Below are 14,052 nucleotides of genomic sequence, written 5' to 3'. Positions count from 1 at the left end.
TGGTCGGCGTGTTTAGCGGCTGAGGGCCCTTGGCCTTCTGAAGTCTAAGTGTTGCGAAGCATTCAGGCCGAGGAAGGAGCCAAGGGCTGTGTCTGACGCTACGACAGTGTTGTTCGGGCTGCCAGGAGCACGGGTTGAGCGTGTCGAGCGCCGCAGTGACGGGACCCGGGTGGTCGATGTGATCACCGATGAGCCGACGGCGGCGGCGTGCCCGTCGTGCGGGGGTGGTCTCGATATCAGTGAAGGAATACGCGGTTACCTCACCGAAAGATCTACCTTATGGCGAAGACCGCATCATGGTGCGCTGGAACAAAATTCGCTGGCGATGCCGAGAAGACTACTGCAAGCTGGGGCCGTTCACCGAGGCCATCACCCAGGTACCTGCCCGCGTCCGCAGCACGCTGCGGCTGCGTCGGCAGATGGCCAAGGCGATCGGGGATGCGGCCCGCTCGGTGGGCCGAGGTCGCCCAGGCTGACGCCGTGTCGTGGCCGACGGCACATCGGGCGTTTGTTGCCTACGCCGAGACGGGTATTGACCGAGCCGTTGCCCACCCCGGTGCTGGGCGTTGACCAGACACGGCGAGGAAAACCCAGATGGGAGCGCTGCGCCAAGACTGGCCGGTGGGTACGGGTCGACCCGTGGGATACCGGGTTCGTCGACCTGGCCGGTGATCAGGGGTTTATGGGGCAGCATGAAGGCCGCGGCGGCGCGGCGGTGCTGGCATGGCTCCAAGCGCGCACACCGCAGTTCCGGGAGAGCATCCAGTACGGTGGCCATCGACCCCGCCGCTGCCTACGCCTCGGCGATCCGCACGCCCGGGCTGCTGCCCAACGCCAAGCTCGTCGTCGACCACTTCCATGTGACCATGCTGGCCAACGACGCGCTGACCGCGGTGCGCCGCCGGGTGACCTGGGAGCTCCACGACCGGCGCGGCCGCAAGATCGACCCGCAGTGGGCCAACCGACGTCGCTTGCTGACCGCCCGGGAACGCTTGTCGGACAAAAGCTTCGCCAAAATGCGGAATCGGATCAACGCCGTCGACCCCCGCGCGCAGATTCTCTCGGCCTGGATCGCCAAAGAGGAGCTGCGCACCCTGCTGTCGACCGCGCGCACCGGCGGGGACCCCCACCTGGCGCGCCATCACCTACACCGCTTCCTGCCTGGCGCATCGACTCGCAGATCCCCGAACTGCTCACCCTGGCCACCACCATTGACTAGTCACCCGAGATCAACACCTTCTTGGTCACCGGCATCACCAACGTGCGCATCGGTCGTCGGTGAGGTCGCTGAGATGCTCGGTGACATCGACGGCCAGTGCGTCCAGGTCGAGGTGCCCGTCCCAGAACGCGGCCCAGCCGGTTGCGGCGGTCTTGATGGCCTCGGCCGGGCCGGGGTGTCGGCGACACCGCGGGTGTGCGCGGCGATGATGGCGGTCAACGTGGCGCGTCGGGCGCCGGCCAGCAAGCGGATGTCGGGCCAACGCCCCAGCACCGCTGTCGCGGTCGGTAACGACCCGGCGAACGCGGTCCACACATCGGGGAACGCCTACCGCGCCAACGACATCAACCGACGCCAGGACCGGTTCGCGTCAATCACTGCGCCGGCACGTCGGATCATCGATCGACGTAACGCCAACTGCGCGGGCGTCGGCAGTGTCAGCGGCGTCAGGTCGAACACCTCGCTGGCGCGGGTGAGAACCTCGGCGTCGATGACGTCGGACTTGCTCTTGCCCACGATCGCACCCCGCAGCCGGGCGCAATGCCGCGCGCCGGCCATGTGCATGGTGTCACCGGCATTCTCGACAGCGATCGTGAGCGGCAGCCACGTCATCGAGGTCGGTTCCACGGTGGCGTCGATATCGTCGTAACCGCTGAGCTTGTCGGTGAGGGTGCGCAGTCCGGCCAGCGTGGGTTCGACACTGAATCGAGTCGACCTCGCACCGACATCATCGCGGATCGCGATGTGGTGACAGGCCGTGATCGCCGCGTCGATTCCGACCAGCGTCCGCCTGCTCCGTCCTGGATTCTCGGCAGTCACGGGTTAGCGTTGATGTGCATGGAGGTTCTCCCCTTCATCGTCAATCATGTTGTGTTGATGAAGAGTTCACGTATTCCAGGGCCCACCCAGCCGACCGTCGTGCGTGAACTCGTTGCGGTGGGAGAACCTTCGTACACAGCACTGCCGGCCGGTCTCCCACATCATCCCCGACCACAACGCGGCGGGAGTTCACGCGCGGCTCCGGTGCTTGTCGATGATTCGATGCCTCACCCAGGTACACGTCGATGCTGCGCACTTCCGCAACCTGGCCACCAATTCCCTAAACCGGGTCAGTTCAGGAGACAAAGCTGGAGCAGACGATCTCTTTCACGAGCCCAGACACTCAGCCCAAACGTCGAGCCCTCCAACCTCTCCCGAGGCCACCGTACCTGACCACCACCCCGTCAAAGCGGCACTACAAGAGATACAAGCCGATATGGGCATTAATGCGCCGCAAATGTCGGCACGTTTGTACGCGATCGGGATATTGCAGATTAGTTTGTCGAAGTGCCCGCGCTCACCACGTCGTGGTGAGACGATGAGGTGTGAACGCATCGTGAGCGGCAGAGGTAGGGGCGGTTGAATTTTCCAGTTCTGCCCCCGGAAATCAACTCCGTGCTGATGTATTCGGGTGCGGGGTCGAGCCCGTTGCTGGCGGCGGCCGCGGCGTGGGATGGGCTGGCTGAGGAGTTGGGGTCGGCGGCGGTGTCGTTTGGGCAGGTGACGTCGGGCCTGACGGCGGGGGTGTGGCAGGGTGCGGCGGCGGCGGCGATGGCGGCCGCGGCGGCCCCGTATGCGGGGTGGTTGGGTTCGGTGGCGGCGCAGGCCGTGGCGGTGGCCGGGCAGGCGCGGGCCGCGGTGGCGGCGTTTGAGGCGGCGTTGGCGGCGACGGTGGATCCGGCGGCGGTGGCGGTCAACCGGATGGCGATGCGGGCGTTGGCGATGTCGAACCTGCTGGGGCAGAACGCCGCAGCGATCGCGGCCGTCGAGGCCGAGTACGAGTTGATGTGGGCCGCCGATGTGGCGGCGATGGCCGGCTACCATTCCGGCGCGTCGGCTGCTGCCGCGGCGTTGCCGGCGTTCAGCCCACCGGCGCAGGCGTTGGGGGGTGGTGTCGGCGCGTTCCTCAATGCTCTATTCGCCGGACCCGCGAAGATGCTGAGCCTTAACGCGGGTTTGGGCAATGTCGGTAATTACAACGTCGGGTTGGGCAATGTCGGGATATTCAACCTGGGCGCGGCCAATGTCGGTGCGCAGAATTTGGGTGCTGCCAACGCCGGTAGCGGGAATTTCGGCTTCGGCAATATCGGCAACGCCAACTTCGGGTTCGCCAACTCGGGTCTTGGGTTGCCGCCGGGCATGGGAAATATTGGGTTGGGCAATGCGGGCAGCAGCAACTACGGCCTCGCAAACCTGGGTGTGGGCAACATCGGTTTTGCCAACACGGGTAGCAACAACATCGGGATCGGGTTGACCGGGGACAACCTGACTGGCATTGGGGGCCTGAATTCAGGAACCGGTAATCTGGGGTTGTTCAACTCCGGCACCGGGAATGTGGGGTTCTTCAATTCGGGGACCGGCAACTTCGGGGTATTCAACTCGGGCAGCTACAACACCGGTGTCGGTAATGCGGGGACGGCCAGTACCGGGTTGTTCAACGTTGGTGGGTTCAACACGGGTGTGGCCAACGTGGGTAGCTATAACACGGGCAGCTTCAACGCGGGCAACACCAATACGGGTGACTTCAACCCGGGCAACGTCAACACCGGCTGGCTGAACACCGGCAACACCAACACCGGCGTCGCCAACTCGGGCAACGTCAACACCGGCGCGTTCATCTCGGGCAACTTCAGCAACGGTGTGCTGTGGCGGGGTGACTACGAGGGCCTGTGGGGGCTCTCCGGTGGATCGACCATTCCGGCGATCCCCATTGGTCTCGAGCTCAACGGCGGCGTCGGCCCCATCACCGTGTTGCCGATCCAGATTTTGCCCACCATCCCGCTCAACATTCACCAAACCGTCAACTTGGGCCCGCTGGTCGTTCCGGACATCGTGATCCCCGCTTTTGGTGGCGGTACGGCCATACCCATCAGCGTCGGCCCCATCACCGTCTCGCCCATCACCCTGTTCCCGGCCCAGAACTTCAACACGACCTTCAACGTCGGCCCCTTCTTTGGCTTGGGGGTCGTCAACATTTCAGGAATCGAAATCAAAGATCTTGCCGGCAACGTCACCCTCCAATTAGGTAACCTTACTATCGACACCAGAATTAACCAGCAATTCCCGGTAACCGTCAACTGGAATACCCCGGCAGTAACGATCTTCCCGAATGGCATCAGTATTCCCAACAATCCACTGGCGCTGCTGGCCAGCGCGTCGATCGGCACGCCGGGATTCACGATCCCGGGCTTCACCATTCCCGCTGCGCCGCTGCCGCTGACGATCGACATAGACGGCCAGATTGACGGCTTCAGCACCCCGCCGATCACGATCGACCGCATCCCGCTGAACCTCGGCGCCAGCGTCACTGTCGGCCCTATCCTGATCAACGGCGTTAATATCCCGGCGACCCCGGGCTTTGGCAACACGACCACCGCTCCGTCGTCGGGTTTCTTCAACTCCGGCGACGGTGGGGTGTCGGGCTTCGGGAATTTCGGTGCGGGCAGCTCGGGTTGGTGGAACCAGGCGCAGACCGAGGTGGCTGGGGCGGGTTCGGGTTTCGCCAATTTCGGTTCGCTGGGATCGGGTGTGCTGAACTTCGGCTCGGGTGTGTCGGGGCTGTACAACACCGGCGGGTTGCCGCCGGGGACCCCGGCGGTGGTCTCGGGCATCGGCAATGTTGGTGAGCAGCTGTCGGGGTTGTCCTCGGCGGGGACGGCACTCAACCAGAGCCTCATCATCAACCTCGGGCTGGCCGATGTGGGCAGCGTAAACGTCGGTTTCGGCAACGTGGGGAACGTCAACCTGGGTGCGGCCAATATCGGCGACTTGAACGTGGGTTTGGGCAATGTCGGCAGCGGCAACGTCGGGTTCGGCAATATCGGCGATGCCAACTTCGGGTTGGGCAATGCGGGTCTGGCGGCGGGCCTGGCCGGGGTGGGCAACATCGGGTTGGGCAATGCCGGCAGCGGCAACGTCGGCTTCGGCAACATGGGTGTGGGCAATATCGGGTTCGGTAACACCGGCACCAACAACCTCGGCTTCGGGCTGACCGGGGACAACCAGACTGGGATTGGCGGCTTGAACTCCGGTGCCGGCAATATCGGGTTGTTCAACTCCGGCACCGGCAACGTCGGGTTGTTCAACTCCGGGACCGGGAACTTCGGGTTGTTCAACTCGGGCGGCTACAACACCGGGATCGGCAATGGCGGAACGGGCAGTACTGGGCTTTTCAATGCCGGTAATTTCAATACCGGTGTGGCCAACCCTGGGTCGTACAACACGGGCAGCTTCAATGTGGGTGACACCAACACCGGTGGTTTCAACCCGGGCAGCATCAACACCGGCTGGTTCAACACCGGCAACGCCAACACCGGCGTCGCCAATTCGGGCACCGTCAACACCGGCGCCTTCATCACCGGCAACGACAGCAACGGCATCTTGTGGCGAGGCAACTTCGAGGGCCTGTTCAGCGCCTACCTCGGATTCACTATTGAGCAATTCCCCCTCACCTATCATGCGGTCGGTGGAATCGGTCCCTTGCACGTGGCGCCCGTCCCAATTTCCGCCGCCCATTTCAACATCACCAATGCAAGCATCGGCCTGGGTCCCTTCACTATTCCAGAAATCCATATTCCCAAGATCCCCATCGACGTCCTGGGATCCGTGGGCTTAGGACAAACCACCATCTCGGATGTCACCGCTCTTAACGCCCTCAACGGTGGCATAGGGCTCAGCATCGGATCCTTCAAATTCAACGACCCGTTTATCAGCATCGCTAATTTCGGCAATCCCAACCCTCCCGCTATAGGCTTCTTTATATCGAACCTGTCAATCACCGGCCCCCAGATCAGCGGCCTCAGTATTGGGTCCCCAATTCCCCTGAGCCTTGCGCTGGGCACCACCACCTGGACCCTCTTCCCGAATGGCTGGACCATTCCCGCCCAAACTCCGGTGACCCTCGGCTTGTCCGGCGGCAACGACCCCTTCACCTTCTTCCCGGGTGGCCTCACATTTCCTAAGGCTTCCGCGGGCGTGATCAACCTGTCCGGCGGCACCGACCCGTTCACCCTGCTGCCCAACGGTTTCCAGATCACCACGGTCCCGGTGCTCTGGGATGGCACCGTCCTGTTCGGATCCATCCAAATCCCGATCATCAACGTCCCGGCGACCCCGGGCTTTGGCAACACGACCACCGCTCCGTCGTCGGGTTTCTTCAACTCCGGCGACGGTGGGGTGTCGGGCTTCGGGAATTTCGGTGCGGGCAGCTCGGGTTGGTGGAACCAGGCGCAGACCGAGGTGGCTGGGGCGGGTTCGGGTTTCGCCAATTTCGGTTCGCTGGGATCGGGTGTGCTGAACTTCGGCTCGGGTGTGTCGGGGCTGTACAACACCGGCGGGTTGCCGCCGGGGACCCCGGCGGTGGTCTCGGGCATCGGCAATGTTGGTGAGCAGCTGTCGGGGTTGTTCTCGGCGGGGACGGCACTCAACCAGAGCCTCATCATCAATCTCGGGTTGGCCGATGTGGGCAGCGTAAACGTCGGTTTCGGCAACGTCGGGGACTTCAACCTGGGCGCGGCCAACGTCGGCGGGCAGAACCTGGGGTTGGGCAATATCGGCGGCGGCAACGTCGGGTTCGGCAATATCGGCGATGCCAACTTCGGGTTGGGCAATGCGGGTCTGGCGGCGGGCCTGGCCGGGGTGGGCAACATCGGGTTGGGCAATGCCGGCAGCGGCAACGTCGGCTTCGGCAACATGGGTGTGGGCAACATCGGGTTCGGTAACACCGGCACCAACAACCTCGGCTTCGGGCTGACCGGGGACAACCAGACTGGGATCGGCGGCTTGAACTCCGGTGCCGGCAACATCGGGTTGTTCAACTCCGGCACCGGCAACGTCGGGTTGTTCAACTCCGGGACCGGGAACTTCGGGTTGTTCAACTCGGGCGGCTACAACACCGGGATCGGCAATGGCGGAACGGGCAGTACTGGGCTTTTCAATGCCGGTAATTTCAATACCGGTGTGGCCAACCCTGGGTCGTACAACACGGGCAGCTTCAATGTGGGTGACACCAACACCGGTGGTTTCAACCCGGGCAGCATCAACACCGGCTGGTTCAACACCGGCAACGCCAACACCGGCATCGCCAATTCGGGCACCGTCAACACCGGCGCCTTCATCGCCGGCAACGACAGCAACGGCATCTTGTGGCGAGGCAACTTCGAGGGCCTGTTCGGCCTGAACGTCGGCATCACGATTCCCGAATTCCCGATCCACTGGACTTCAACCGGCGGCATCGGCCCCATTATCATCCCGGACACCACGATCCTTCCCCCCATCCACCTGGGCATCACGGGACAAGCGAACTACGGCTTCGCCGTGCCGGACATCCCCATTCCGGCAATCCACATCGACTTCGACGGTGCCGCTGACGTCGGCTTCACCGCCCCGGCCACCACCCTGCTTTCCGCGCTGGGCATTACCGGACAATTCAGGTTCGGCCCGATCACCGTCTCCAACGTCCAGCTCAATCCGTTCAACGTCAACCTCAAGCTTCAGTTCCTCCACGACGCGTTCCCAAATGAATTTCCCGATCCCACAATCTCGGTTCAGATACAGGTCGCCATACCCCTTACTTCGGCAACGCTGGGCGGATTGGCCCTGCCGCTGCAGCAGACCATCGACGCCATCGAATTGCCGGGAATCGCGTTCAGCCAATCCATACCCATCGACATTCCGCCGATCGACATCCCGGCCTCCACTATCAACGGAATTTCGATGTCGGAGGTCGTGCCGATCGATGTGTCCGTCGACATTCCGGCGGTCACCATCACCGGCACCAGGATCGACCCGATTCCGCTGAACTTCGACGTTCTCAGCAGCGCCGGACCCATCAACATCTCGATCATCGACATTCCGGCGCTGCCGGGCTTTGGCAACTCGACCGAGCTGCCGTCGTCGGGCTTCTTCAACACCGGCGGCGGTGGCGGCTCGGGCATCGCCAACTTCGGCGCGGGGGTGTCCGGCTTGCTGAACCAGGCCTCGAGTCCGATGGTGGGGACGCTCTCCGGCCTGGGCAATGCCGGCAGCCTGGCATCCGGTGTGCTGAACTCCGGCGTCGACATCTCGGGCATGTTCAACGTGAGCACGCTGGGCTCCGCGCCGGCGGTGATCTCGGGTTTCGGCAACCTGGGCAACCACGTGTCGGGGGTGTCCATCGATGGCCTGCTGGCGATGCTGACCAGCGGCGGGTCGGGCGGCTCCGGGCAGCCGAGCATCATCGACGCGGCGATCGCCGAGCTGCGGCACCTGAATCCGCTGAACATCGTCAACCTGGGCAACGTCGGCAGCTACAACCTCGGCTTCGCCAACGTCGGCGACGTCAACCTGGGCGCGGGCAACGTCGGCAACCTCAACCTCGGCGGTGGCAACCTCGGCGGGCAGAACCTGGGGTTGGGCAACCTCGGGGACGGCAACGTCGGGTTCGGCAACCTCGGCCACGGCAATGTCGGGTTCGGCAACTCGGGCCTGGGGGCGCTGCCGGGGATCGGGAACATCGGGTTGGGCAACGCCGGCAGCAACAACGTCGGCTTCGGCAACATGGGCCTGGGCAACATCGGGTTCGGCAATACCGGCACCAACAACCTCGGGATCGGGCTGACCGGCGACAACCAGACCGGGTTCGGCGGCCTGAACTCCGGTGCCGGCAACCTGGGGTTGTTCAACTCCGGCACCGGCAACATCGGGTTCTTCAACACCGGGACCGGAAACTGGGGGTTGTTCAACTCGGGCAGCTACAACACCGGCATCGGTAACAGCGGAACGGGCAGTACCGGGCTTTTCAATGCCGGGAGTTTCAACACGGGTCTGGCCAATGCCGGAAGCTACAACACCGGCAGCGTCAACGCGGGCAACACCAACACCGGCGGCTTCAACCCGGGCAATGTCAACACCGGCTGGTTCAACGCCGGCCACACCAACACCGGCCTGTTCAACACGGGCAATGTCAACACCGGCGCGTTCAATTCCGGCAGCTTCAACAACGGCGCGCTGTGGACCGGTGATCACCACGGGCTGTTCGGCTTCTCCTACAGCATCGAAATCACCGGCAGCACCCTGGTGGACATCAACGAAACCGTCAACCTCGGTCCCATCCACATCGATCAGATCGATATCCCCGGCATGTCGCTGTTCGACATCCACGAACTCGTCAACATCGGCCCCTTCACCATCCCGCAAATCGACGTTCCCGCAATACCGCTGGACATCCACGAATCGACGGTCATCCCGCCCATCGTCTTCCTGCCGGGCATGACGATCGGCGGCCAGACCTACACGATTCCGCTCAACACGCCCCCGGCCCCCGCCCCGCCGCCCTTCAGACTTCCGTTGCTCTTCGTGAATGCGCTCGGCGACAACTGGATAATTGGGGCGTCCAACTCAACCGGAATGAGTGGTGGCTTTGTCACCGCACCCACTCAGGGCATCTTGATCCATACCGGTCCCAGCAGCGGAAGCACCGGTAGCCTCGCAATAACTTTCGCGGCCGTCACCATCCCAACGATCATGACTTCGCCTATCCCGCTCAAGATCGATGTGTCGGGCGGTCTTCCGGCCTTCACCCTGTTCCCCGGCGGCCTCAACATCCCGCAAAATGCGATTCCGTTGACCATCGATGCGTCCGGTGTGCTGGATCCGATCACGATATTCCCGGGTGGTTTCACGATCGATCCGCTGCCACTGAGCCTGGCCCTCAACATCAGCGTGCCCGACAGCAGCGTTCCGATCATCATCGTTCCGCCGACGCCCGGCTTCGGGAACGCGACCGCCACCCCGTCGTCGGGTTTCTTCAACTCCGGCGCGGGCGGGGTGTCGGGTTTCGGCAACTTCGGTGCGGGCAGCTCAGGCTGGTGGAACCAGGCGCACAGCGCGGTGCTGGGGGCAGGCTCGGGCGTCCTCAACGCCGGCACGCTGCACTCGGGTGTGCTGAACGTCGGCTCGGGCATATCGGGGCTGTACAACACCAGCATCGTGGGCTTGGGCACGCCGGCGTTGGTGTCGGGCCTGGGCAACGTCGGCCAGCAGCTGTCGGGGGTGTTGGCGAGCGGGACGGTGCTGAATCAGAGCCTCATCCTCAATGTCGGGTTGGCCGATGTCGGCAACTACAACCTCGGGTTGGGCAACGTCGGGGACCTCAACCTGGGCGCGGCCAACATCGGCGACCTCAACCTGGGGTTAGGCAATGTCGGGAACGGCAACGTCGGGTTCGGCAATATCGGCCACGGGAACGTCGGGTTCGCCAACTCGGGCCTGGGGGCGCTGCCGGGGATCGGCAATATCGGGTTGGGCAACGCGGGCAGCAACAACGTCGGCCTGGCCAACATGGGTGTGGGCAACATCGGGTTCGGCAACACCGGCACCAACAACCTCGGGATCGGGCTGACCGGGGACAACCAGACCGGGTTCGGTGGCCTGAACTCCGGTGCGGGCAACTTGGGGTTGTTCAACTCCGGCACCGGCAACGTCGGGTTCTTCAACTCCGGGACCGGCAACTGGGGGTTGTTCAACTCCGGTAGCTTCAACACCGGCGTCGGCAATAGCGGAACGGGCAGCACTGGGCTTTTCAATGCCGGTGGTTTCAACACGGGTCTGGCGAATGCCGGCAGTTACAACACGGGCAGCTTCAACGCCGGTGACACCAATACCGGCGACTTCAACCCGGGCAGCATCAATACCGGCTGGTTCAACACCGGTAACTCCAATACCGGCATCGCGAACGCGGGCAACGTCGACACCGGCGCGCTCATGTCGGGCAACTTCAGCAACGGCATCCTGTGGCGGGGCAACTACGAAGGCCTGGTCAGCTACACCTACGGCCTCGACGTTCCCCGGATCACCATTCTGGACGCGCATTTCACCGGGGCCTTCGGCCCGGTAATCGTCCCGCCCATCCCGGTCCCGGCGATCAACGCGCACCTGACCGGCAACGTCGCGATGGGCGCCTTCACCATCCCGCAAATCGACATTCCCGCACTCCAGCCGAACGTCACCGGAAGCGTCGGCTTCGGCCCCATCGCGGTTCCCTCCGTCGCCATTCCCGCCCTGAACGCCGCACGGGCGGTCCTTGATATGGCCGCGTCGGTCGGGGCGAGCAGCGAGACAGAACCCTTCATAGTGTGGACTTCATCCGGTCTGATCGGCCCAACGTGGTACGCGGTCGGCAGAAGCTACAGCTTCGGCGACCTCTTCCCCAGCGGAAATATCACCTCGGGAATCCCGACGCTCAGCACGACCGGCCCGGTGCACGCCGTCTTCAATGCGGCCACCCAGGCGTTCAACACCCCGGCGCTCACTCTTCACCAGATCCCGGTGGGTTTCCAGGTGCCGGGCAGCATCGACGCGATCACCCTCTTCCCCGGTGGGTTGACGTTCCCGGCGAACTCGCTGCTGAACCTCGATGTGTTCGTCGGCACCCCGGGCGCGACCATTCCGGCGATCACGTTCCCGGAGATCCCGGCGAACGCCGACGGCGAACTCTACGTCATCGCCAGCAACATCCCGCTGATCAACATCCCGCCCACCCCGGGTTTTGGAAACACCACCACCACCCCGTCGTCGGGCTTCTTCAACACCGGCGCGGGCGGGGGATCGGGCTTCGGCAACTTCGGCGCGAACATGTCGGGCTGGTGGAACCAGGCGCACACCGCGTTGGCGGGGGCGGGTTCGGGTATTGCCAACGCCGGCACGCTGAGCTCCGGCGTGCTCAACCTCGGCTCGGGGCTGTCGGGGATCTACAACACCAGCACGCTGCCGCTTGGGACGCCGGCGTTGGTGTCGGGTGTGGGCAACGTCGGCCAGCAACTGTCGGGCTTATTCTCGGCAGGCACTGTGCTGAACCAGGGCAGCAGCATCGTCAACATCGGGTTGGCCAACGTCGGCAACCACAACGCCGGCTTCGGCAACGTCGGGGAGTTCAACCTGGGCGCGGCCAACATTGGCGAACTCAACCTGGGCTTCGGCAACATCGGCGGCGGCAACCTCGGGTTCGGCAATATCGGCAATGCCAACTTCGGGTTCGGGAATTCGGGTCTGGCGGCCGGCCTGGCGGGCCTGGGCAACATCGGGTTCGCCAACGCCGGCAGCAACAATTTCGGTTTGGCCAACATGGGTATCGGCAATGTCGGTTTGGCCAACACCGGCACCAACAACCTCGGGATCGGGCTGACCGGCGACAACCAGACCGGGATCGGCGGGTTGAACTCCGGCACCGGCAATGTCGGGTTGTTCAACTCCGGCACCGGCAACGTCGGGTTCTTCAACACCGGGACCGGCAACTTCGGGTTGTTCAACTCGGGCAGCTACAACACCGGTATCGGCAACTCCGGGGTGGCCAGCACCGGGTTAGTCAACGCCGGCGGCTTCAACACCGGCATCGCGAATGCCGGCCATCACAACACCGGCAGCTTCAACGCGGGCAACACCAACACCGGTGACGGCAACCCGGGCAGCATCAACACCGGCTGGTTCAACACCGGCAACGCCAACACCGGCGTGGCGAACGCGGGCAATGTGAACACCGGCGCCCTCATCGCCGGCAACTTCAGCAACGGCATCTTGTGGCGGGGCAATTACGAGGGCCTGGCCGGCTTCTCCGTCGGGTACGCCATTCCGCTGTTCCCCGCGGTGGGCGCCGACGTCACCGGCGGCATCGGCCCCGCCACCATCGTTCCGCCCATCCACATCCCGTCCATCCCGTTGGGCTTCGCCGCGATCGGCGACATCGGGCCGATCACCATCCCCGACATCCCCATCCCCTCAATCCACCTGGGCATCGCCCCCACCTTCGACGTCGGCCCGATCACCGTGGACCCCATCACGCTCACCATCCCTGGCTTTTCGGTGGATGCTGCCATCTCGGAGATCAGGATGACGGCTGGAAGCAGCTCGGGGTTCAAGGTCAGACCCAGCTTTTCACCGGCCGCGGTCGGACCCGACGGCACGCCCGGGGGCGAGGTCTCCATACTTCAACCATTCACCGTGGCACCCATCAACTTGAACCCGACGACACTGCACTTCCCCGGATTCACCATTCCCACCGGACCCATCCACATCGGCCTGCCGCTGTCGCTGACCATTCCGGGCTTCACCATCCCGGGCGGCACCCTGATTCCCCAACTCCCGCTGGGCCTCGGTTTGTCCGGCGGCACCCCACCCTTTGATCTCCCGACGGTCGTTATCGACCGGATCCCGGTGGAGTTACACGCCAGCACCACCATCGGCCCCGTCAGCCTCCCGATTTTCGGGTTCGGCGGAGCACCGGGCTTTGGCAACGACACCACCGCGCCGTCGTCGGGCTTCTTCAACACCGGCGGTGGTGGCGGGTCCGGCTTCTCCAACTCCGGGTCGGGCATGTCGGGGGTGCTCAACGCGATCTCGGATCCGCTGCTCGGGTCGGCGTCGGGCTTCGCCAATTTCGGCACCCAGCTCTCCGGCATCCTCAACCGTGGCGCGGGCATCTCGGGCGTGTACAACACGGGCACGCTTGGCCTGGTCACATCGGCCTTCGTCTCGGGCTTTATGAACGTCGGCCAGCAGCTGTCGGGCCTGCTGTTCGCGGGCACCGGGCCGTAACCGGCCGTTGGTCACACCGGGATTGACCTCACCGCGACGTCTTCTCGAACGTCTCCGCGCCGTCGATCTCGGCTTCAGGGCGGCATCACCGATCGCGTATGAAATAAGAAGTCCTCCCAGGCGTCACAATCGAAGTTGACGCTTCTCAACCCTCGCCGCCGGCCATCTACCGCAGCTCATCTACAGACTTGGCGAACGCCCTTCGCCCCGGGCGTCCTTGCTGACAA

At 64.0% G+C, this 14,052-nt stretch carries 3 protein-coding genes and 2 pseudogenes; 3 read left to right on the top strand and 2 right to left on the bottom strand.

Annotated elements, in window-relative coordinates; genetic code table 11:
• The first annotated feature begins 188 nt into the window (after nucleotides 1–188).
• Nucleotides 189–476 carry a hypothetical protein gene (locus tag MCAN_RS17765; RefSeq protein ID WP_009938650.1) on the top strand — a complete coding sequence of 96 codons (288 nt, stop codon included), beginning with the start codon at nucleotides 189–191 and terminating at the stop codon, nucleotides 474–476.
• Between the two features lie 216 nt (nucleotides 477–692).
• A pseudogene (locus MCAN_RS23735) lies at nucleotides 693–1,079 on the top strand (transposase); the annotation flags it as partial.
• Between the two features lie 372 nt (nucleotides 1,080–1,451).
• On the opposite strand, the pseudogene MCAN_RS23730 reads toward MCAN_RS23735, so the two are convergent.
• Together MCAN_RS23730 and MCAN_RS24230 are read right to left on the bottom strand one after the other, a co-directional pair.
• A pseudogene (locus MCAN_RS23730) lies at nucleotides 1,452–1,532 on the bottom strand (IS110 family transposase); the annotation flags it as partial.
• A gap of 14 nt (nucleotides 1,533–1,546) precedes the next feature.
• Nucleotides 1,547–2,038: an IS110 family transposase gene (locus tag MCAN_RS24230; protein WP_014001998.1), complete on the bottom strand. Its 492-nt coding sequence runs from the start codon at nucleotides 2,036–2,038 to the stop codon at nucleotides 1,547–1,549.
• 579 nt (nucleotides 2,039–2,617) lie between these two features.
• Here MCAN_RS24230 and MCAN_RS17750 point away from each other — a divergent pair.
• A complete protein-coding gene (locus MCAN_RS17750) occupies nucleotides 2,618–13,825 on the top strand; it encodes a PPE family protein (protein ID WP_014001701.1) in 11,208 nt (3,735 codons plus the stop codon).
• The last annotated feature ends 227 nt before the right edge of the window (nucleotides 13,826–14,052 follow it).

Source organism: Mycobacterium canetti CIPT 140010059, assembly GCF_000253375.1.
GTDB classification, from domain to species: Bacteria; Actinomycetota; Actinomycetes; order Mycobacteriales; family Mycobacteriaceae; genus Mycobacterium; species Mycobacterium tuberculosis.
This window is presented reverse-complemented; position numbering and strand designations above follow the sequence as displayed.